This window comes from Bradyrhizobium sp. 45 (assembly GCF_023073155.1).
Classification (GTDB): domain Bacteria; phylum Pseudomonadota; class Alphaproteobacteria; order Rhizobiales; family Xanthobacteraceae; genus Bradyrhizobium; species Bradyrhizobium canariense_D.
In genome coordinates this window covers 240,002-260,538 of the sequence record NZ_JADPIX010000131.1, presented here as the reverse complement: position 1 = coordinate 260,538, position 20,537 = coordinate 240,002, and the positions used below count along the sequence as shown (strand labels likewise).

The 20,537-nt window shown below is 63.7% G+C and carries 19 protein-coding genes; 6 read left to right on the top strand and 13 right to left on the bottom strand.

Annotation, left to right across the window (positions count from 1 at the left end):
* The first annotated feature begins 4 nt into the window (after window positions 1-4).
* Entirely contained in the window at window positions 5-667 is a 663-nt protein-coding gene (locus tag IVB42_RS30580) for an ATP-binding cassette domain-containing protein (protein ID WP_039801403.1), read from the top strand.
* Between the two features lie 51 nt (window positions 668-718).
* Here IVB42_RS30580 and IVB42_RS30575 read toward each other — a convergent pair whose 3' ends face one another.
* Window positions 719-1,195 (bottom strand): hypothetical protein, encoded by a 477-nt coding sequence (locus IVB42_RS30575; protein WP_247299825.1) that lies wholly within the window; start codon window positions 1,193-1,195, stop codon window positions 719-721.
* A gap of 1,185 nt (window positions 1,196-2,380) precedes the next feature.
* Window positions 2,381-3,787, bottom strand: a complete 1,407-nt coding sequence (locus tag IVB42_RS30570) for a DHA2 family efflux MFS transporter permease subunit (protein ID WP_018460412.1) — start codon at window positions 3,785-3,787, stop codon at window positions 2,381-2,383.
* Between the two features lie 197 nt (window positions 3,788-3,984).
* Here IVB42_RS30570 and IVB42_RS30565 point away from each other — a divergent pair, with 197 nt between their 5' ends.
* The 5 genes from IVB42_RS30565 (at window position 3,985) to IVB42_RS30545 (ending at window position 8,715) form a co-directional block, all read left to right on the top strand.
* Window positions 3,985-4,293 carry a hypothetical protein gene (locus IVB42_RS30565; RefSeq protein WP_026234026.1) on the top strand — a complete coding sequence of 103 codons (309 nt, stop codon included), beginning with the start codon at window positions 3,985-3,987 and terminating at the stop codon, window positions 4,291-4,293.
* 20 nt (window positions 4,294-4,313) lie between these two features.
* Window positions 4,314-5,201 carry an RNA polymerase sigma factor gene (locus IVB42_RS30560; RefSeq protein ID WP_247393594.1) on the top strand — a complete coding sequence of 296 codons (888 nt, stop codon included), beginning with the start codon at window positions 4,314-4,316 and terminating at the stop codon, window positions 5,199-5,201.
* Window positions 5,202-6,212: 1,011 nt separating this feature from the next.
* On the top strand, window positions 6,213-6,407 hold the full coding sequence (locus IVB42_RS30555) for a hypothetical protein (protein WP_018460409.1): 195 nt from the start codon (window positions 6,213-6,215) through the stop codon (window positions 6,405-6,407).
* Window positions 6,379-6,831, top strand: a complete 453-nt coding sequence (locus IVB42_RS30550; RefSeq protein ID WP_051113078.1) for a hypothetical protein — start codon at window positions 6,379-6,381, stop codon at window positions 6,829-6,831. The genes IVB42_RS30555 and IVB42_RS30550 overlap by 29 nt, the downstream gene beginning before the upstream one ends.
* Before the next feature lie 57 nt (window positions 6,832-6,888).
* Window positions 6,889-8,715, top strand: coding sequence for an SDR family oxidoreductase (locus IVB42_RS30545; RefSeq protein WP_026234024.1), 1,827 nt, complete (start codon window positions 6,889-6,891; stop codon window positions 8,713-8,715).
* On the opposite strand, the gene IVB42_RS30540 is transcribed toward IVB42_RS30545, so the two are convergent.
* The 11 genes from IVB42_RS30540 to coxB form a co-directional block, all read right to left on the bottom strand.
* Window positions 8,675-11,053 (bottom strand): glucose/quinate/shikimate family membrane-bound PQQ-dependent dehydrogenase, encoded by a 2,379-nt coding sequence (locus IVB42_RS30540; RefSeq protein ID WP_018460406.1) that lies wholly within the window; start codon window positions 11,051-11,053, stop codon window positions 8,675-8,677. The two genes, IVB42_RS30545 and IVB42_RS30540, sit on opposite strands and share 41 nt — an antisense overlap.
* A gap of 26 nt (window positions 11,054-11,079) precedes the next feature.
* On the bottom strand, window positions 11,080-11,448 hold the full coding sequence (locus IVB42_RS30535) for a c-type cytochrome (protein WP_018460405.1): 369 nt from the start codon (window positions 11,446-11,448) through the stop codon (window positions 11,080-11,082).
* A gap of 16 nt (window positions 11,449-11,464) precedes the next feature.
* Window positions 11,465-12,100 (bottom strand): cytochrome c, encoded by a 636-nt coding sequence (locus tag IVB42_RS30530; protein WP_026234023.1) that lies wholly within the window; start codon window positions 12,098-12,100, stop codon window positions 11,465-11,467.
* Entirely contained in the window at window positions 12,100-12,939 is an 840-nt protein-coding gene (locus IVB42_RS30525) for a substrate-binding domain-containing protein (protein WP_018460403.1), read from the bottom strand. The genes IVB42_RS30530 and IVB42_RS30525 overlap by 1 nt, the downstream gene beginning before the upstream one ends.
* On the bottom strand, window positions 12,923-14,779 hold the full coding sequence (locus IVB42_RS30520; RefSeq protein WP_026234022.1) for a PQQ-dependent dehydrogenase, methanol/ethanol family: 1,857 nt from the start codon (window positions 14,777-14,779) through the stop codon (window positions 12,923-12,925). Before IVB42_RS30520 ends, IVB42_RS30525 begins: the two co-directional genes overlap by 17 nt.
* A 111-nt stretch (window positions 14,780-14,890) precedes the next feature.
* Window positions 14,891-15,679 carry a heme-binding protein gene (locus tag IVB42_RS30515; RefSeq protein ID WP_026234021.1) on the bottom strand — a complete coding sequence of 263 codons (789 nt, stop codon included), beginning with the start codon at window positions 15,677-15,679 and terminating at the stop codon, window positions 14,891-14,893.
* Between the two features lie 58 nt (window positions 15,680-15,737).
* Window positions 15,738-16,676 (bottom strand): cytochrome c oxidase assembly protein, encoded by a 939-nt coding sequence (locus tag IVB42_RS30510; protein ID WP_018460400.1) that lies wholly within the window; start codon window positions 16,674-16,676, stop codon window positions 15,738-15,740.
* Window positions 16,664-17,017 carry a hypothetical protein gene (locus IVB42_RS30505; RefSeq protein WP_018460399.1) on the bottom strand — a complete coding sequence of 118 codons (354 nt, stop codon included), beginning with the start codon at window positions 17,015-17,017 and terminating at the stop codon, window positions 16,664-16,666. The genes IVB42_RS30510 and IVB42_RS30505 overlap by 13 nt, the downstream gene beginning before the upstream one ends.
* Window positions 17,014-17,613, bottom strand: coding sequence for a cytochrome c oxidase subunit 3 (locus IVB42_RS30500; RefSeq protein WP_018460398.1), 600 nt, complete (start codon window positions 17,611-17,613; stop codon window positions 17,014-17,016). Before IVB42_RS30500 ends, IVB42_RS30505 begins: the two co-directional genes overlap by 4 nt.
* Window positions 17,610-19,523: a cytochrome c oxidase subunit I gene (ctaD, locus tag IVB42_RS30495; protein WP_018460397.1), complete on the bottom strand. Its 1,914-nt coding sequence runs from the start codon at window positions 19,521-19,523 to the stop codon at window positions 17,610-17,612. The genes IVB42_RS30500 and ctaD overlap by 4 nt, the downstream gene beginning before the upstream one ends.
* A complete protein-coding gene (gene coxB / locus IVB42_RS30490; protein WP_245288577.1) occupies window positions 19,520-20,503 on the bottom strand; it encodes a cytochrome c oxidase subunit II in 984 nt (327 codons plus the stop codon). The genes ctaD and coxB overlap by 4 nt, the downstream gene beginning before the upstream one ends.
* Window positions 20,504-20,537 lie beyond the last annotated feature (34 nt).

The following is a 20,537-nucleotide window of genomic DNA, read 5'->3' as shown; positions in this document are numbered from 1 at the left end:
ACCGATGCTGAGTTTCGAGAATGTCAACGTCGCGATTGCTGACGCGCCTGTGTTGCGAAATGTGAGTTTCTCGCTGCTGCCGGGTGTGAGCGCAGCGCTTATCGGGCGAAACGGCGCCGGCAAGACCACGACCGTGCGCACTATCATGGGCTTCACAAAAGCGAGCGGCACCGTTCGTCTGGGCGGCGAAGATCTTGGAGCGATCGCGCCGCATCGCCGGCCGTCGCTGGGTCTTGGCTACGCGCCTGAGGACCGGCGTCTGTTTTCCGCCTTCACCGTCGAAGAAAATATTTTGCTTCCCGGTCGTGTCGCCAAGCTGAATCCGGACGAGACGCGGCGGCGGCTGGAGCGAGCGTATTCGGTGCTGCCGGAACTCAAAGAGCTTGCCAAACGTCCGGCGGGATCGGTCTCGGGCGGCCAAGGCAAGATGGTGGCGCTTGGGAGGGCGCTTATGCTTGGTACCCGGCTGCTTATCCTGGATGAGCCATTTCAGGGTCTCGCGCCTGTGTTAGCGCAGCGATATGCGGAAGCACTCCGGCGGCTTCGTTTGCAGGATAAGGACATTACGCTGCTGATCACCGAGTCGAATCCAAAGCTGCTCGAAACCTTTGCCGACGTGACGCTTACCATTGAAAGAGGTGAGATCGAGGCCCGCCAAGCTAATTGAAGACGCGGTGGAGGAGCCGCCGGCCTAAGCAGACCTCGGCGGTTTACCGATTCAGCGTCCGCTCTGCCACGTGATCGTGGCACTCTGTTTCGACCGTTCCTCGTAATCGTCGCGATTCAGATCGACCGTCGTTGGATTTCGGGCACGTCGGCTTAGTGCAGGTGTTTTAGTTTGTCCGCAGGGGCTGGCCGTCACATGGTCGCGGCCCGCTTCAGCCGCCCAGTTGAACAACCCCGAGGCGGCCTTGCGCATATGACGTGCGTTGCTGACGGAGGGCTTGCCGAACTTGCCCGCGACGATGTCATTCGAGAGTGTCGCGATGTCATGCTTCGTCACCCGGCGCTGACGCACCATGAATTCATGGAAATGGTCGAGATTATCCGCGCTCTCCGCAATTCGTATCGCCTGGCTGCACTGGAGCCAGGAAGCGGCTTTCTCTACGGACGCTTCACCTTCAATTTCTGCCGGGTCGTTGTGTCGTGTGTCGAGCGGTAGGCGGCACTTCGGTGGCGCCCGGGTGTCGAGCATCTACGGCAGCGACCGTTTGCTGTGCGTGCCCATTATGGTTCAACCCGTGCAGACCATCGTGCGAGGCCCATGAACTGCCTCACGCGAAGGATCGGATCAGATATCGCAGGTCTGGTTGGTGTGGGGAAAGACGGTAGCACCCTAGTGACTCGAACCCCCGACAGATCACCGCATAATCTAATACGCTTACCCTCGCAGGCCTCGGCTGCTCCGCCGCAAGTCCAAGATCCCACTGACGCGCCGAGCGCCGTTCTCCCTCGCCGCCGCCGCAACGAAATCGCAACGAATTGGGTGAAACGAGCGTGAACAAAAACGGGACGGAAGCACCTGCCGATGAGAGAAAGATCAACAACTTAGAAGATGTTCACTGCGTTCGGGACGCAGCGGTCGCAGGTACAGAAGGCGCCGCCGAGCAATTTACATTTCGTCTGTAACCTGTTGATTTCGATAGTGCTGTTGTGACGGCGTTTTACAGCTAAGTAGCTGAAAGTTATTGTGAAAGATGAGACTCTTAATCTGCGGGTTCCAGGTTCGAGCCCTGGTGCGCCCACCAAGCATAAGCCCTCTTCTTCAAGAACTGACGAGAAGGGTCGCTGAGAACAAAACGGGTCTCGTGCGACGTTTTGTTGTCGGCGTTTTTGCGGTCGGATTGCTGCGAGACTTTCCTTTGTTTCTGCCCCGTCGCCGCAGGGGACCGCTGCTGCAGAATCGGTTGGTATCGTCACAGGATGCTGCCCAACGGGCTAGATGACCCCGTCTTTGCGCATTCGTTCCAGCTCGGGCTCCTGGAGCCCGAGAAGATCACCGAGTATCTCTCGGTTTCGTGCCTCGATAGCTTCGCCAACCAGAGAATTTCTCCAAGGCGTCGCGGCCCCGTGCGCATTCGCTTGTTCGCCGGGGCAGGTGATCGAGGAGCGACGTCAAGGCGCTGCCGGGGGGCGTCGCCGCGGTCGATGTCGACGCGGCCGCAGGGCCAACCGGGATCGTTACCCGCGAAGAGCTCCAGCGCGAGTCCGATCGCGCAGCCGGCATCGTCCGCAAGGCCGCCGCGCCCTGACAGTGCCTTGGGCGCGGCGGCGGCGTGGTCGAAACTGCAACCGGTATTCTACCTGCTAGCCGATCATTGAAGGCCAGCACTTGGTCGCGAAGCGATCATCTCGCCTCCGGCTTTGATGGCTGTCAGTGTCACGCATCTTGCGGCGCGGCTGCTCCGGCGGTCCGCCGCCGTGCCGGCAGGAAACACCCCGCAATCGCGCCGGCCAGTGACAGCGTCGCGGCGAGGCTCATCGCCGCGGCAAATCCGCTCTCGAAATGCGCGGCCGAATCGACCCCGCCATGCGCCGAGAAGTTCGCCACCAGCGCGGCGATACCGAACATGCCGCCGAGGAAGCGGCCCATGTTGAAGATGCCGGACGCCTTGCCCATTTCGGCCACCGCGACCGAGCTCAGGATGGCGTTCTGTGCTGCCGGCATCGCCATCGAGACGCCGACGCCGGCCAGCACCAGCGGCGCGACCAGGGCGGAGTAGGTAACCGCAGAGCTCACGAGCTCCGCGATCCAGCCAAGTCCGATCGCCTGCATCAGCAATCCCGTCACCACTAGCGGCCGCTCGCCGAACCTGTTGACGACCGCGCCGGCGATCGGGGCGGTGACGAACAGCGTCGCGGTCCAGGGCAGCAGGCGAAGTCCGGCGCCGAAGGCGTCGAAGCCCAGCGCGGTCTGGAGGAACTGCGGCAGCAGGAACAAGACGCCGTACATCGCGGCGTAGAACAGCACGCTGGCGGACATGCCGGAGGCAAGCGCCCGCGATGCAAACAGCCGCATCGGCACCATTGGCGCGGTCGCGCGCAATTCCCAGAGAACGAAGCCGGCTGTGAACACCAGGCCTGCCATCAGCGCGGCCATGATTTCGGCGCTCGCCCAACCCACGGCGTTGCCGCGCAACAGACTCCACACCCACGCCAGCGCCGCAAGCGCGACAAGCGCCAGTCCGGGGATGTCCAATGCGGCGGCCGGGCCGAAGCTTTCGCGCAAGCGTGCCAGTACCAGGGCGATCGCGATCAGGCCGATCGGCAGGTTGATCCAGAACACCCAGCGCCAGCCGAAATGTTCGGTAATGAAGCCGCCGATGGCGGGACCGATGATCAGCGCGCAGCCGGTGATGCTGGCGAAAATGCCGAGCGCGCGAGCGCGCTCCTCGCGGCCGAACGTGCCGCTCAGGATCGCCATTGCCAGCGGCATCACCAGCGCGGCGCCGGCGCCCTGCAGCGCGCGGGCGGCGATCAGCGCGGTGGCATTGCCTGCGAGCGCACAGGCCGCCGATGCAACGACGAACAGGGCGAGCCCGGCCGCGAACATCCGGCGGCGACCGAAGCGGTCGCCGAGTGCGGAGCCGGTCAGGAGCAGCACGGCAAAGGTCAGATTGAAGGCGTTGACGGTCCATTGCAGCGTCTCGACCGGGCTGCCGAATTCGGCGCGGATGGTCGCGAATGCTGTCGTGATGATCATGGCATCGAGCGCCATCATGAAGGATGCCAGCGCGGTGACGCCGAGCACCCAGTTCTGCGCGGCGCGATTGATCGGGGTCTGCATCGCCCTGTCTCCGTGTGTCGCGCCAGCCTGTCGCGGCGCGTTCTGCGGGCTAGACGAGGGCTGAGCGGCAAAGGATGCGCCCAATAATAATTTGTTCCGGGCCGCATCCTTCGCCTGCCGGCAAACGTCCTAGGGGTGATGCGGCCATTTGCCCGATTTTGAGCGAACCAGGTCGCGACATCAGCAAGGAGCGCGCGATGAGAAGGACGTTGATCAGGTACAAGGCCAGGCCGGAGCTGGCCGATCGGAATGCCGAGCTGGTTTCGGCCGTATTTGCCGAATTGAAGGCGGCCGGCCCGGACGGCGTGCGCTACCTGACGCTACGGCTGGAGGACGACACCTTCATCCATCTTGTCGAGGCCGCGGCCGAAAACGGCTCGAGCCCGATTCCGAAACTCAAGGCATTTCAGACGTTCCAGGACGGCATCCGCGACCGCTGCGCGGAGCCGCCGCTGGTTCGTGATGTGAGGATCGTCGGCAACTATCGTATGCTGGACGAGTCCTGAACAAGCGAAGCGGAGGAGCAATGGCGCCAGACCCGCTGGCCACCATCGATACCGAGGCCCTGCTGGCGCGGATGCGGCCGAAACTGCATCGCTACTGCGCCCGCATGGTCGGCTCGGTCATCGACGGTGAGGATGTGTTGCAGGATGCGCTGATCAAGGCGATGGAAGCGCTGCAATCGGTCACGCCCGTCAATACGGAGGGCTGGCTGTTTCGCATCGCGCACAACACCGCGCTGGATTTCCTGCGTCGCCGCAACCGGCAGGAGGCGCTGCACTCGGCTGAAGAGGTGGAGATGATTGCCGACCAGCTCGATGATGTGGAAAGCCGCCAGATCGCCGCGACCAGCCTTCGCACCTTCATGCGGCTGCCGGTGGCGCAGCGCTCCAGCGTGATCCTGGTGGACGTGCTCGGCTGCTCGCTTGCCGAGGTCTGCGACATCATGGATTTCAGCCTGCCGGCGGTGAAGGCCGCGCTGCATCGCGGACGCACGCAGCTGCGGGAGTTCGCCGGAGAGCCCGACGATGTGCCGCAGCCGGGCCTGTCGGAAGCAGATCGCACGCGACTCAACGCCTATGTCGGCCATTTCAATGCCCGCGACTTCGACGCGATCCGCGCCATGATCGCCGACGACGTCAGGCTCGAGCTCGTCAACCGTACCAGGCTGAAAGGCAAGGCCGAGGTGTCGAACTATTTCGGCAATTATTCGAAGAACAGCGACTGGCACCTGGTGACGGGGCAGGTCGAGGGACGTCCCGCGATCCTCGTGTTCGATCCGAATAAGCCGGCCGGGCGGGCGAAATATTTCATGCTTCTCGACTGGTCCGCCGGCAAGCTCGCCACCATCAGGGATTTTCGTCACGCAGCCTATGTTATTGATGGTGCGGAGTGCGTGGTGGATAGAGGGTGAACTCGCCTTCTCCATCGGAGCAGGCGCGTCGCTTGACTAGAAGGCCGTGGCAGGTTGAATGGGAGGACTGCCCGTCGGGCAAAACACCCGCCATCCCGTCAACCCCTCTCCACAAATATATTCCGCTTTACCGAAATTCGGAAACGGCGTATGTGTTGGCCATCCCGGCTCATCCTTGAGGGGCGATCTTGTGGTCGTCATGTTCGCGAGCCGGGCTTGCGGTGGACGCGGCAGCGTTCGGGTGCGAGAGGCCAAGGGCAGGGCGGATTGCTCTCCGTGAGCCCAAGGCTGCGTTCCGACGAGCGGCGCTGCTAGGCTTCGTCTCGTCTGTAAGTTTCCGGCTCCGTCGACAGGGCTGGAAAAACTGCGGCGAAATGGCGAGCCGTGCGTACGGCAAAAACCGTGTGGTCCTGGCCGTCGTTGCTACGGTCAAGCCCTGGCGAATGCGGCATCTGCGTCAACCGGCGCGGTGCCGGTGACTTTCGCTGGGACGAGGGAGGCCAGAACGAACTCGGCTCCCGGGAGAGCACGGCATAAGCCGTCCAACCATCGCGCAGGGAAGGCCGAGTGATTGGCTACACCTGTATGCTGCTGTGCGGTTTCCTTGCGCTACATTTTCGCGCAGCGGACCGCGGGCGCCAGCCGGCACCCGGCCTTCCCTGCGCCCTCTTGGACAAGAGGGTGAAGCGACGAAGCAAAGCTCGGGCGGAATCAGCCGCGAGGATGCGAAGCTGCGCGGTTCGCCATCACGCATGCCGAACTACAGTCGCAACCAGGAGGACGAGGACCGCGAAAACGACAATCTCCATGGCATGCGAACGATTGGCCGACGACGGAGGTTCCCCGATTTCACGAGCAATGCCGAGCAGGAGCCCGCAAGGTCGCGCACAGCAGGCCCAAGACATCGCCAAGCCGGCAGTGGCCAGGCAGCGAAATTTTAAGATCATTAACAATGTTGAATCCCTGGCCGGAGCGATTGCCCTACCGTGAACCTTTCCGCCGGGGCTTTCCATGATCGATACCGCGACCAAGGCGTTGTTGCGCACCGTTCTCGACGAGGTGTGTGAAGCTGTTCCACGCTGTGAGATCGGCGCCAGGACTCGCGTAGCCTCGAAGCTTCTGGAGACTGCAAGCAGGGGCGACATCTCTGCGGATCGTCTCAAACTAGCGGCCCGCAATGCCCTTTCAGAAGTCCCGACGATGTGATGATGGTCATGTGGGGGCAGGGGTGAATTTCCACGTGACGGTCCTCAAGATCCTGGTGAGCTACCCGGATGGGTTCGCGGCCATGGAGGATCTCAAGCGGGATATGGCCATTCTGGCGACCAGCGGTCGCGACTGGACCGAGCGCACCCGGCGGCTCGCCGGGCGGGTGCCGGGGCTGGACATCTTTTCGCAAGGGCTGATCGACCGGACAAATGGCGGGTGGCGCATCACGGCCAAGGGCCGCGCCGTGCTCGGTCTGATGGAAGCTCGTCCGGACCAAGCGCCGATTGCCACCCAACAACCTCCCTCAGAACCAGAGCTTGCCCCGGCGATCTCGCGGCACATTCCGGCGGAGAGGATCCGAGGACGACTCGCCGCGCGCCGTCGCCGACGCAATGCCCGCATGCAGGCTCGGGCGTCCTAGCGAGGAACGAGCGTCGCTCCCGAAGCTTGAGCAAACGCCTTGTGATGGAAGACGCTCATGCAAAGTTCCGACGCTACCTTGTCGACGGCCCGTTTGTCGCGAGCGACGGACGATATCTGGGTCGTGGACGATGCCCCGATCAGCGCTGCCGGTCTGAAACTTCCGGTGCGTATGACCGTCATTCGGCTCTCGAACGGCGATCTTGTGCTGCATTCGCCGGTGAGACATTCGCCGACTCTCCGCGGTGAGTTGGAGCGGCTAGGGCCGATAAGGTACTTGCTCGCGCCGAATATCGCGCACTGGATGTTCCTGTCCGACTGGCAGAGAGAGCTGCCACAGGTGACGACTTTCGCGGCGCGCGGCCTTTCGGCGCGTCGGCAAGTTCGAGCAGCACGGATCCACATCGACCGCGAGCTTGGAGAGGCGACGCCTGAGGAATGGAGGGCCGACCTCGAAGCCGTCTCGGTGAACGCTCCGATGTTCTCCGAGATCGAGCTGTTCGACAAGCGCAGCCGGACACTGATCCTGACGGATCTGGTGCAAAATCTCGATCCCGATGATCTCAGCGCGTCAAACGAGGCCGCGGCAAACCTCCTCGGCATTTCCAAGCCAAACGGAACGGCGCCGGTCTATCTCCGACTGCTGCTGCGCCTCGGCGGCCGTTCCGTGCGGTCGGCAGCCGAGCGGCTCATACGGCTGTCGCCGGAGCGGGTGATCTTCGCGCATGGCGACTGGTTCGAAGCGGACGGAACCGAGCGTCTCCGGCGATCCCTGCACTGGCTGCTTCCGGCGGGCGGCTCCGGATCCGAGCCGCGGCAAATGACTGGCACGCGCGTCGTCATAACCGGTGCCTCGAGCGGAATCGGGCGTGCTGCGGCGCTGGCCTTCGCCGGAAAGGGCGCAAGCGTGGTCCTGGCGGCACGCCGTGCCGAAGTCCTGACGAGCCTCGCTGCAGAATGCGAGGCGCTCGGAGGCCGCGCATTGGCAATCCCGACCGATGTCACCGATGCCGAGGCGGTGCAGCGGCTGGCCCGAGAGGCGGAAGACGCGCTCGGTGGCATCGACGTCTGGATCAACAACGCCGGCACCGGCGTTTTCGGGGCCTATCAGGACGCGGATATCGCACTTCATCGCCGAACGATCGAGGTCAATCTCCTCGGCACGATGCATGGCGCTTTCGCGGTGCTTCCGATCTTCCTGCGCCAGAACCGCGGTATCTTGATCAACAACATCTCGCTCGGGGGCTGGGCTCCGACGCCTTTTGCTGCGGCCTACACAGCGAGCAAATTCGGCCTTCGGGGCTTCACCGCGAGCCTGCGTCAGGAGCTCAGGGCTCATCGCAACATCCATGTCTGCGGCGTCTTCCCGGCCATGGTCGACACGCCGGGCTTCGTCCACGGCGCCAACATGTCCGGCCGGACGCTCGATCCCGGTCCGCTGCTGTATCAGGCGGAGGACGTTGCCGAGACGTTCGTGAGCCTCGTCCGCGCACCCCAAGATGAGGTCGCCGTGGGCTGGCCGGCGCGTGCCGGCCAAATTGCCTACGCGATGGCTCCGCAGATTACCGAGAACATCCTGGGGGTTGCCTTCCGCTACCTGCTGTCGCGCGCGCGCCCGGCGAAGAGCAGCGAGGGCACCATGATCGAAGCTGGTCCGCAGGGCACGTCAATCGATGGCGGTTGGCTGTCACGCAAGCAGCTCCCACCTGCCGGGGTCATCAGTCAGGGGCTCGCGGCGCTGGGACTAGCTGCGGGCGTGGCTCTCCTGGCTTCAGCAGTTGCGCGTCGCGCTGGCAGATCGGGACAAGGCGTCGCCAAGCACAAGCATGTCCTGCCGAGGCAGATCACGGCAGCGCGTAGGCCCGCACGTAATCGCCGAGTTTAGTTCCGAACGAGCCGTGGCCGCCATCGACCGTGACGACATATTGCTTGCCGTTGGCCTCATAGGTCATCGGCGTCGACTGGCCGCCGGCAGGAAGGCGGTCCTGCCAAAGCCGTCTGCCATCGCGAACGTCGAACGCGCGGATGTAGTCATCCATCGTTCCCGTGATGAAGACGACGCCGCCCGCGGTGACGATCGGACCGCCCAGCATGGGAACGCCGAGCTTGAATGGCAGCGGCAGCGGGGCCTGATCGCGGATCGTGCCGATGCGATGCTGCCAGACCACCTTGTGCGACTTGAGATCGATCGCGGCGATGTTGCCCCATGGCGGGGCAAGGCAGGGGATGCCGAGCGGTGAGAGGAAAATGCCGAGGTCGACGCCATAGGGGGCGCCGTACATCGGCTGCACGCCGAGCTCGGTTCCCGGCGGATGCGCCGCGTTCGGCGCTGCCGGATTGTCTTTCCCGCGCGGCACGAGACGCGAGACGAAGGGAATCGATTGAGGGTTCGCGATCGCGATCAGGCGTTGCGGATCGACGGCAATGCCGCCCCATTCGAACATGCCGAAGTCTCCTGGAAACACCAGCGTGCCTTGTTCAGACGGCGGCGTGAACGGCCCCTCATAGCGCAGGCGCTTGAACTTGATCCGGCAGGCGAGTTGGTCGAACATCGTGCTGCCCCACATCTGCGCGTCGGTCAGCATGCCGGGCGGGCGAAAGCTCAACTCCGAGAAGGGCTGGGTCGGCGACAGCCGGTCTCCCTTCGCGGCGCCCTGCGGCACCGGCTTCTCCGGTGCGGGCACCAGCTGACGCCCGTCGCGGCGGTCGAGCACGAAGATGTCGCCGGTCTTTGCCGGGATGTAGATCGCAGGCGTCACGCCGCCGTTAAGGCGCAAATCGACCAGACTGGGCTGCGACGGCATATCCATGTCCCAGAGATCGTGGTGCACGTTCTGGAACGACCAACGCAGTTTCCCGGTCATGAGATCGAGGGCAATCAATGCCGAATCGTAGCGCTCGTTCTCGGGCGAACGGCCGCCGCCCCAAATATCCGGAGAACTCGAGCCGAGCGGCACATAGACCAGTCCGAGCTTCTCGTCGACCGCGGAAATGCTCCAGGAATTGGGTGAGCCGGCCGTGAAATGATGCGAGGCCGAGGGCATCTCGTTCGGATCGGAATTGCCGGCATCGAATGCCCAGATCAGCCGTCCTGAATAGATGTCGAAGCCGCGGATCACGCCCGACGGCACGCGATCGGAATAGTTGTCGATCACCGCTCCGCCGACGATCAGCAACTTGTCCGTGACGACGGGCGGCGAGGTGCCCTCGTAGAAGCCGAGTGTCTGGATCTCGCTGCCCTGCTTGAGATCGATCTGTCCCTGATTGCCAAAATCCTGGCAAGGCACGCCGCTCTGCGCATCGAGCGCGAACATCCGTCCGTCGTTGGTCGGTATGAAAATGCGCCCCGCACAATCGCTCGGGGCCGGCGTGCCGTCGGCAGTTATCGCGCCGGGCTTGGTCGCGTGATAGGACACGCCGCGGCAGGTCATGTGCTGGAAGGCCTTGTTGTGCTGCACCTGCGGATCGAACTTCCAGCGCAGTTTTCCGGTCGCGGCTTCGAGCGCGAACACGATCTGGTGCGGCGAGCAGGTGTAGAGCAGATCGCCCACCTTGAGCGGCGTCGCCTGGTTGGTGATCTCGTCGGGATCGTCCGGGCCCTTGTGATCGCCGGTGCGGAATTCCCAGGCGAGCTTGAGGTCCTTGACGTTGTCCTTGGTGATCTGGCTCAGCGACGAGAAGCGCGTACCGAAGCCGCTGCCGCCGTAGGCCGTCCAGTTCTGGCCGGCAGCGGGCTGGTCCGGTTCGGGAGACGCAATGGCCCCCGTTGTTTCGCCCTCAGGTATCGTGCCGGCAAGATCGCGGCGATCGCTCGTCAGGGACATGCCGACGACGATGGCTGCGGCGACCAACACAAGGCCAAGCGCCCATCGCGCTGCGCGCAAGCGAGGCGCCAGGCGGGAGGCAATGAAGGGCAGCATCAGCCACAGGCCAAGCGGCACGAGTACGTCGCCGCGCGGCGCCAGCGACCAGAAATCGAGGCCGGCCTCCCAGATCGCCCAGGCCATCGTTCCGGCCAGCAGCGCGGCATAAACCCAGAGCGCCTCGGCGCGGCGGCGCCCGAGCAGCCAGCTCGTGAGCAGAAGCATGATGCCCGCGATCAGATAGTAGACGGAGCCACCGAGGGCCTCGAGCCAGGCACCGCCAGCCAGGAGGCCCAGTCCCATGATAGCGACGAGCACAATGGTGATGGCCAGCAATGGCGCGTCACGGAGCCAATTCATTGAACGATGCATGGGAGGCATGATGGTCACTTCAGCGTATAGAGAAACGCCGCGATGTCCCGCGCGTCCTTCTGCGGGATGCCCATTCTCGGCATGGCATTGCCCGGCAACGCCCGCTGTGGATCCTCGATCCAATCAGCCATGTTGTCCGGCGAGTTCTGGATGTAGCCGGCGATGTAGGTCCGCGTGCCGATCCGATGCAAGGGTGGGCCGACATTGCCTTCGGCGCCGGCAATGCCGGGAATATCGTGACAGCCGCCGCAGTGATACTGCTTGACGAGGTCGGCGCCACGACGCGCGTCGCCGGTGAAGTTGTCCGGGCCCGCAGCCTTGCAGGCGGCGCCTGTGGTAGCCAGCAGCGCGGTGACTAGCAATCTCGTGATCGGATTTGCCATCGCTGCTTCCCGGCGATCAGGGCTTCTGGCCGAAATTGAAAGACTTGGTGGCAGACCAGGGATCGGTCGTCGAGACCTGCTCGCTCGGGACTTGCTCGACTTCGGGCGAAGGCAGATTCGCGGAAAAGGTTCGGCCCCATTGGTGGCTCGGCTCGTTGCTGATCTTGCCGATATAGGTGACGAGATCCCAGATCACGCTGTCGGGCAGCACGCCGCCCCAGGCCGGCATTCCATTCGGCCGCCCCTGGTAGATCGAGAGAAAAATGTTCTCTGGCTGCGAGCCGTAAGTAAAGTTGTTGTTGCTCAGTGCCGGACCCATGCCGCCGCCGCCATTTGGCGCGTGGCAGCCGACGCAGTTGAAGTTGACGTAGTAGGTCATCCCGCGCTGCTCCGCATTGGGATCGCCCTGCACAGGGTTCTTGATCTGCGGCGGGTCCGGCTGCGCGCCGGGATGGAGGTGACTGACGGGGACCTGCATGAAGACGCCGGGCCTGCCATTGCCGACGCTGCCACCGAAGTTCGGGCGCGGAGACAGCGTCGGCATCTGCGCCTCCTGCGACTGCGGCAAAGTCTGCTGGGCCAGTCCCGCACCATTCGGCACAACCGCCAGCAGCAACGACAGGGCGCTCGCGCGCAGCACTGGAGCAGACATCACTCATGTCCTCCCGATACCGTAACCGGTTGGTCCACCAGCGGAACGCCGTAACTGCGCAGCAGCGAGGTGATCTCGGACCGGTGCTCGTCGATGAATGCATTCAGTCGGTCGCGCAAGGCGTCGTCGCCTTTGCGCACGCCCATCGCGATGGCGAACTGGAACTGCTGAGGTGCAAAGCGCTCGTAATCCCGGATCGGCGTGACCGTCAGGGGGACGGGAGAGCGCTGGGCGAAATATCCGGCGAGCGGACCCCAGGCTGCGGCGACATCGAGGCTGCCGCTTTCGACGGCTTCGATCAGGCGCGCCGGCGGATCGGCCTGGCGATAATCACCGTAGATGGAGTAGCCGCGGACGTTGTCAACGATGCCCTGTTCGCCGAGCGCTTGCGCGGGCGGCGGATTGTTGCCGTCATCGCCGATCAGATGCACGCCGATCGCGAGGTGATGCAGGCGCGGGTCGAGCAGGGACGAAAGGTCGAGGTGCTGGTCCTGCCGCGTGACGAACACGTAGCTCGAGCGATAATACGGCTTCGTCGTCTCGACGAGATCATAGCCGGACGGCACGCCCATGACGACGTCGCATTTGCCGGCTTTCAGCGTGTTACGGATGAAGCCGCGGCGCTGCGCCCACCAGGTGTAGGAGACCTGCAGGCCGAAATGCTCGGCCACCATGGCCGCGAGCCTGTTCTCGAATCCTGCTTCGGCGCTGTTCGAGAAAGGCAGATTGTTGGGATCGGCACAGACGCGAAGCTCGCGATCCGACGCTGCCGCCGCCGTGGTTGCAAGCCCGACCAGAAAACCAAGAGCGATGCCGGGATAACTATTTCGAAGGCGCATGGCTGGTGTCCTCACCATTCGCGCCGCCGAGTTTGAAGACCAGCAGCTCACTCCCGCCCGCGGTGTAGAACGGCAAATCCTGGGTCGCACCGACAAAACCGAGCGCGCCGTTGCGCACCCGCGGATCGACCTCGGCGTTGGCCACCACACCCGGCCAGCCGCCGACGCCCGACAGGATCGCGATGTATTGCTGTCCGTCGGAGCCGCGATAGGAGATCGGCTGGCCAATGAATCCGGAGCCGGCGCGGAATTGCCAGAGGACATGCCCGTCCTTGGCATCCACGGCCTTGAACAGCCGATCCATGGTGCCGTAGAACGCGACGTCGCCTGCCGTAACCAGCGCGCCGCTCCAGACCGGCAGCTTCTCGTGGATCTCCCAGACCTTCTTGCGCGCGACGGGATCCCACGCCATGAATTCGCCGCGGTGGCCGCCGGGGCCGGCATACATGTCGACATCGGCGCCCACATAAGGTGTGCCTGCGATATAGCCGACCTGCGATGCCTTGAAATTCATGCAAAGATGCTGATGCGGCACGTAGAGCAGCTTGGTGCGGGGCGACCAGGCGGTTGGCTGCCAGTCCTTGGCGCCCGGCGCGGCCGGGCAGATGTTCTCGACGGTCTTGCCGGCGAGCGGCGTCTTCTCCTCGTTGGGGATGATCTTGCCGGTCTTGAGATCGACGCCGTTATAGGCATTGACGAATTCAAACGCGTCCGCCGAGATGACTTCGCCGGTCGCCCGATCCATCACGTACATATAGCCGTTGCGGCCCGGGTGGATCAGCACCTTGCGCGGCTTTCCATTCAGTTCGAGATCGACGAGCACATTCTCGTTGATCTCGTCGTGGTCGAACAGGTCGTGCGGGTTGATCTGGTAAGCCCATTTGGCGCGGCCGGTGTCGGGGTCGCGGGCAAAGATTGTGGTGCTCCAGAGATTGTCGCCGCTGCGCTGGTTGGCGTTCCATGGGCTCGGATTGGCTGTGCCGTAGTAGATCAGATTGAGTTCGGCATCGTAGGAGATCCATCCCCACATCGTGCCGCCGCCGACCTGCCAGCGGTCGGCCGGCCACGTCTTCACGCCGAGATCCTTGCCCTTGAGACTGTCGTAGAACGGCTTGAAGTCGTCGCCGATCAGCACGTCCTTGTCCGGGCCCGTGGCGTAGGCGCGCCACGCAATGGCCCCGGTGTTTTCATCGAGCGCGGTGACCCAGCCGCGCACGCCCATCTCGCCGCCGCTGTTGCCGACGAGCACCTTGCCCTTGACCACGACGGGAGCCATCGTGATGGTCTCGCCCTTGTTGATCTCCCCGAGCTTCGTATGCCACAGCTCCTTGCCGGTCTTGGCGTCGATCGCGACCGTGTGGTTATCAAGCGTGTTGAGGAAGACCTTGCCGTTGTCGAAGGCGAGTCCGCGATTGACGACGTCGCAGCAGGCAACGCCCGCGGCTGCCGGTTCAGGCTTTGGCGCGTAGGACCATTTCAATTCACCGCTCGTGGCATCGAGTGCGAACACACGGTTGGGGTAGGGGCCAGCATAAGGGCCGACCACATACATGGTGCCATCGACCACGAGCGGCGCCGCCTCCTGGCCGCGATCGGCACCGACCGAGAACGTCCATGCAAGCTGGAGGCGCGATGCATTGGACGTGTTGATCTGATCAAGGTTGCTATAGCGGGTGTTGGCGTAGTCGCGCGCCGCCATCGGCCACTGGCCGGGATCTTTCATGCGGCTGGCGAGATCGCTCTGTGCCGAGGCGGACGACAGCAACGCGCAGGACGCGCAAAGGGCACAAAGGAAGCCTGGAAGTCGGCCCAGCAAACGCGTGAGACCACGCACTAACATATGTAAAGATCTCCACGGCAGTGATGAGGCCGTGCGCCGTTGCAGGCCGGTTTACGAACCTACAAACGTTCCGACTTCGCTTGGTTCCAAAGAGGTGAGACCGACGACGAGCTATCTCACGACGTTGCCGGACACGCCGGCGCCGAGGTCAACTGCGATCTGATCTTCCTTGCCGTTACACTTGGGGTGGCCAAATCCAGACGGACTTTTGCCGTCGGGTCCGATGTCATAGATGATTGCGTCTTTCATGTTGGGGCTGACGCCGGCCGGCACGCGGTCGAGCCCGAGCTGGTGACGCACGCGCCAGGCCACGTTGTGATCGGCGCAGGAGCTGTCGCCGCTGACGCCCAGCGCGCCCGTGATGCCGTTGCCGTCATAGAGCGCCAACCCGCCTCCGAACACGATGGTGCCGCCGATCGGCTTGCCTACCATCGGATCCTGGGCCGTGCCGAAGTTGTCGGGAGATCCGGCGTACAAGGCTTCCGGAGACGGCGGGTTGCCGAGTGCCGCTCCGAACAGGAACCCGCCGGGCTGCGCACCGGCATAGAGATTGGCGGTCGCGATCGCCTTGTCCTTCAGGCTGAACGCATTTGCCGTATTGGCCTTCTCGGCCGCGATGGCCCGGCTGCCGAGCCACTGGTCGTCGACCTTGCCGCCGCTATAGGCAACTGCGCAGACGATGCCCTGCCGATTGACGACGGCAGCCCACTCGTTGTTGTCGAGACCGCCGTTGCTGGGGCCGCCGCCCGGCTTGACACTCTTCTTGAGGATATCGGCGAGCTTGTCATGGTCGACCGGGCACGACATCCCTGACTTGGGTTGGTCCTGCGCGCTCAAGACTGCAGGCACCAAGAATGCTGCGGTGATTGCCGTTAGCACCATGACGGATCGTTTTTCCATGTGGCCTCCGTGGAGTGTCGCAGTCGGCAGGCGAACGTTCGAACAGAAGTTGCGGTTCCTATGCAGCGTCGCTCAGCCCGGATGTTGAAGGGAGCGGCAGGCGGGAATGACCGCCGTTCGCAGTCAGCCAGCGGTGAGCAAAGAACAACGCGGCGCCGGTATAGAGTAGGCCCATGGGCACCCACATCAGGATGCCGGCGAGCTGCTGGTCCTCGAGTGCCGAGAGGCCGAATTCCCCGGCGAGGGCGCCCTGGCCTGGGATCCACAGCCGCGGCGACACGGTCAGCAGAGCTCCGAGCACGCCGGAATGCAAAATGGTGATGAAAAGGCACGCGACAGCGATGCCGTCGCGAATTCGAGTGCTACGGCCCTGACCGCGGCCATGCAGCAGCACCCACCAGAACAACAGCGCAGTCGCGAAGAAGCTGATGTGCTGGAGACGATGGATCGCCGTATTCTCGAGCGCCCACGCATATAAAGGCGGTGCATGCCAGACCCAGAGCGCTGCGCCGTGCAGGATGGTCGCGCTCATGGGGTGGCTTACAAAACGCCAGGGCCACGCCAATATCGGCAGATCGAGCATGCGGCCTGCCGCCGGGCGAAGCCGGGCCGGCAGGCTCCACAGCAGAGGACCATTGATCCGGGCGAACGCCATCAGCGGTGCCGCGACCACCATCAGCAGTTCGTGCTCGACCATGTGCGCGGTGAACAGACGCTCGCCGAGCCAGTGCAGCGGCGAGGTCACGGCAAGTGCGGCCACCAGCCATCCGGTCCAGAACGCGGCCACCTGGCGGAAGCTGACGCCACGGCCACCACCTGCATGATGCCAGAGCCGCTGCGTTCCGACATAGAAGCCGATACCGACGGCATAGAGCGGGGCCATGAGCCAGGGATCGTAGCTCCACAGCGAACCGGGATCGACATCCGATAGTCCGTGCGCATCGGCCGGCGCCGCGAGCAGCGCGAGCAGCAGTGCTGCAAAGCTCAGCGCAGGCATGGGCTGATCATGAGCGAGGCGGCGAACTGGTTCGCAATCACCAGCGCAAATAACACGCCGGAGCCGACGCCGAGCCAGGCCATGAACGTTCGTGGTCCGCCACCCCGCGCATCGGCCCATTCAGCCCCCGCGCCGCGCCGAACGGCGCGGGCCGAAATGACAGTGCCTGCCAGCGCGACGACAGCCAGAACCGCGCTCATGATCGCGCCGCTGAGCCTGGTCTGTTCGCAGGAGAAGTGCGCGAGCACGTAGACGCCCTGCAAGTTGATACCCCACGCGATGGGCCCGAGCGCAACGCCGGCCCAATAAAGCAGTCTGGAATGTCGATCGGCTGCGGTCATAGGCGTGGCACCCAATCGAGCAAGACATAGAGCGGCAGCCAGGCGAGCACGACGAAGTTCCAATAGAACACGTTGTCGGTCACGTCGCTGAACCGGCGCGGTTTCGCATGGCGCGTGAACATCAATACCGCCAGCACGACCGTGTCGCCGACATCGGTGGCAAGGTGGGTCGTGTGCAGCCCCAGAATGAGCCAAACAATGGAGCCGTAAGCTGAATTGTCCCAGCGGGTGTTGAGATGCGCGAACTCGAAGCCGCGCAGCACCAGCAGGGCAATGCCGATCAGGGCCATCACGATGAGTCCGGTCCGCACCTTCGCGAGATCCTGCCGGTGTGCGGCGCGGTTGGTGATCTCGTTCGGGATGATGCTCAGCAGATAGACCACGACTTCGGCTGTGCCTGGCCAGAGATCGGGCGGCGAGGCGCCGATCGGCCAGCTTGGGTTGACGGCGTAGAGATAGAGATAGGCACCGATGGCAATGGCAAAGCCCATACCTTCCAGCGCCATGAAGCCCATCGCGCCCCACCACGGTCCGCTGCGCGGGCCGTAGCCGTAAGTCGGCAGTTCAGCGACATTGCGGACGATGGTCTGTCTCACTCCTCGTCCTCCTTGCTGCCGCTCGGCCAGAACCAGCCGATCAAGGTGACGGCCATCGGCGGCGTGCCCCAGAGCACCGCCCAGGGCGTGAAGATCGAGCCGATGAAGAACACGGTCGTTGCGATAGCTGTGAGCAGTGGCCAGATGCTGGGTTCGGGCGAAGCCTCGCGGATCTGCGGCTCGGCTTCCGCGAGCGACGTCAGCAGGACCTCGCGCCGCTCGGCGCTCAGACCCGCGACCACGGGCAGGCTCTCGCTATCGGCCCACAGCGGATCGCGGTGCTTGACCACCGGAATGCGGTCGAAATTCTGCGGCGGGGGCGGCGATGACGTCGCCCATTCCAGCGTGGAGGCATCCCAGGGATTGTCGCCTGCGAGCGCGCCCTTACGCAAGCTGTAGACCACATTGACCAAAAGCAACGCGAAGCTGAGCGCGAAAATGAGAGCACCACCGCTGGACACGAGATTCAGGTGCGCCCAGTCCATGTCGGCGGTGTAGGTGTAGACCCGGCGCGGCATTCCGATCAGCCCGAGGATGTGCATCGGGAAGAAGGCGACGTTGAAGCCGATGAAGGCGAGCCAGAAATTCCAGCGCCCGAGTCGCTCGCTGAGCATGCGGCCGGCGATCTTGGGAAACCAGTAGTAGACCGCGCCGACCAGCGGGAACACAGCGCCGCCGATCAGGACATAATGGAAGTGGGCGACGACGAAATAGGTGTCGTGCACCTGGGTGTCGATCGGGACCGAGGCGACCATGACGCCGGACAGCCCGCCGAGCACGAAGATCACGATGAAGCCGATCACGAACAACAGCGGGGTCCGGTAGACCGGACGCCCGTCCCAGAGCGTTGCCAGCCAGCAGAAGATCTGCAGCCCGCTCGGCACCGCGATCAGCATACTGGAGGCTGTGAACAGGGCCGCGCCGAGTTGGGGCAGGCCCGTGACGAACATGTGGTGGACCCAGAGACCGAACGACAGGAAGCCGGTCGCGATCAACGAGAGGATCACCACGGGATAGCCGATCACCGGCCGTCGTGCGAACGTCGCGAGGATCGCCGAGACCATTCCCGTGCCCGGGATGAAGATGATGTAGACCTCGGGATGGCCGAAGAACCAGAACAGATGCTGCCAGAGCAGGGGATGTCCGCCCGAGGAGGAATCATAGAAGCGCGTGTTGACGAGGCGATCCAGGATCAGTGACGTCGATGCGACCATGATCGAGGGCATCGCGAACATCACAAGGAAGCTCGTCACCAGCATGGCCCAGACGAACAGGGGAATGCGGTCGAGCGTCATGCCGGGCGCGCGGAGCTTGAACACGGTCACGATGATTTCCACGGAGACGGCGAGCGCCGCGACCTCGGTGAAGGTGATCATTTGCGCCCAGACATCCGGGCGCTTTGTCGGCGTAAATTGCAGCGAGGAGAGCGGGACATAGGCAAACCAGCCAACGTCGGGGCCGACATTCAGCGCAAAGGAAATCCAGAGAAAGCAGCCGCCGAACAGAAACATCCAATAGCTGAAGGCGTTCAGTCGCGGAAAGGCGATGTTCCGCGTGCCGACCATCAACGGCACCAGATAAACGGCGAACGCCTCCATGACCGGCACGGCGAACAGGAACATCATCGTCGAGCCGTGCATCGTGAAGACCTGATTGTACTTGTCGGCGGAGAGAAACGTCTTCTCCGGCCCGGCCAGCTGAATGCGCATCAGGACCGCGAGGAGGCCGCCGAGGAGCAGGAATACGAACGCCGTGATGATGTAGCGGCGGCCGACCACCTTGTGGTCGACCGACGTCAGCGCGCCCATCCAGCCGGACGGCGTGCGCCACACTTTCTCCAGCTGTGTGGAAAGTCGAAGGCCGTTCAGGACGTCGTCCCGCAACTCATTTGGTTCAGCGGCGATGCTCACTTGAGCTGCTCCAGATAATGAATGATGGCGATCATTTCATCCGATTGCAGCGGCATCCTCGGCATGAGATTGCCGGGCTTGATGTGCTGGGGATCGGCGATCCAGGCGCCGAGCGTGGCCGAATTATTCGGCAACGTTCCCGCCGCGATGGTCGTGCGGCTGCCGATATGCGTGAGATCCGGGCCGAGCTGCCCGCCGGCCAGCGTGCCGCTAATGTTGTGGCACAAGGCGCATCCGCGCGCCCGGAACAGAGCCTCGCCCTGCTTGCCGAGCGGATCGGCAGGGCTGTTGGCGCTCTGGTTTTCATGGTGGCGCCAGCGGCCGAACTCGTCGGGTGACATCGCGATCACGGCAAATGCCATGTGGGCGTGCTGGATCCCGCAGAACTCGGCGCATTGCCCGCGATAGATGCCCGCGTTCTTCGCCGTGAATTGCAGCTCGTTCTTCTGCCCGGGGATCAAGTCCATTTTGCCGGTCAGGCTCGGCACCCAGAAGCTGTGGATCACGTCCGCCGATTCCAGCTCGACCTTCACCGGCTGGCCGGTCGGGATCCGGATCTCGTTGGCCGTCACGAAACTCTGCTGCGGACTGTCGGCCTCATAGCGGACCTCCCACCACCATTGGTGGCCGATGATCTTGAGGATGTGGGCTTTCTCGTCCTTGGCAAAGACGGTACGTTGTCCGGCATAGCTCACGAAGGAGAGACCGAGCACGACGGCGGTGGTCGCAATCCCAAGCGCGAGGATGACGCGCCCGGAGCATTCCTCGAAGGCTTGGTGAAGGTCAAGCGGCCGATCAGCCGAACGTTTTCGCCGCATCATTCCGATGCAGAGCGCGATCACGACGGCGGTCCAGACGACCGCCGACACAGCGAGGAAGATGAACAGCGTGTGCAAGATCTGGTCGGATTGCAGCCCTTGCGGATCGAGCGCCGATTGCCGGCCCGCACACGCCGTGAGCGGCCAGATCGTGCACAACACCAGAACCCTTCGCACCCAGACCTGCATTGACGCC

Bases quoted from the DNA above. Each gene is read 5' to 3' on its own strand.
- IVB42_RS30515 (WP_026234021.1), bottom strand. From the start codon at position 15,679: ATGGAAAAACGATCCGTCATGGTGCTAACGGCAATCACCGCAGCATTC.
- IVB42_RS30565 (WP_026234026.1), top strand. From the start codon at position 3,985: ATGAGAAGGACGTTGATCAGGTACAAGGCCAGGCCGGAGCTGGCCGAT.
- IVB42_RS30525 (WP_018460403.1), bottom strand. From the start codon at position 12,939: ATGCGCCTTCGAAATAGTTATCCCGGCATCGCTCTTGGTTTTCTGGTC.
- IVB42_RS30560 (WP_247393594.1), top strand. From the start codon at position 4,314: ATGGCGCCAGACCCGCTGGCCACCATCGATACCGAGGCCCTGCTGGCG.
- IVB42_RS30535 (WP_018460405.1), bottom strand. From the start codon at position 11,448: ATGGCAAATCCGATCACGAGATTGCTAGTCACCGCGCTGCTGGCTACC.
- IVB42_RS30530 (WP_026234023.1), bottom strand. From the start codon at position 12,100: ATGTCTGCTCCAGTGCTGCGCGCGAGCGCCCTGTCGTTGCTGCTGGCG.
- IVB42_RS30510 (WP_018460400.1), bottom strand. From the start codon at position 16,676: ATGCCTGCGCTGAGCTTTGCAGCACTGCTGCTCGCGCTGCTCGCGGCG.
- IVB42_RS30580 (WP_039801403.1), top strand. From the start codon at position 5: ATGCTGAGTTTCGAGAATGTCAACGTCGCGATTGCTGACGCGCCTGTG.
- IVB42_RS30540 (WP_018460406.1), bottom strand. From the start codon at position 11,053: ATGAATTGGCTCCGTGACGCGCCATTGCTGGCCATCACCATTGTGCTC.
- IVB42_RS30570 (WP_018460412.1), bottom strand. From the start codon at position 3,787: ATGCAGACCCCGATCAATCGCGCCGCGCAGAACTGGGTGCTCGGCGTC.
- IVB42_RS30555 (WP_018460409.1), top strand. From the start codon at position 6,213: ATGATCGATACCGCGACCAAGGCGTTGTTGCGCACCGTTCTCGACGAG.
- IVB42_RS30575 (WP_247299825.1), bottom strand. From the start codon at position 1,195: ATGCTCGACACCCGGGCGCCACCGAAGTGCCGCCTACCGCTCGACACA.
- IVB42_RS30520 (WP_026234022.1), bottom strand. From the start codon at position 14,779: ATGTTAGTGCGTGGTCTCACGCGTTTGCTGGGCCGACTTCCAGGCTTC.
- IVB42_RS30545 (WP_026234024.1), top strand. From the start codon at position 6,889: ATGCAAAGTTCCGACGCTACCTTGTCGACGGCCCGTTTGTCGCGAGCG.
- IVB42_RS30550 (WP_051113078.1), top strand. From the start codon at position 6,379: ATGCCCTTTCAGAAGTCCCGACGATGTGATGATGGTCATGTGGGGGCA.
- IVB42_RS30505 (WP_018460399.1), bottom strand. From the start codon at position 17,017: ATGACCGCAGCCGATCGACATTCCAGACTGCTTTATTGGGCCGGCGTT.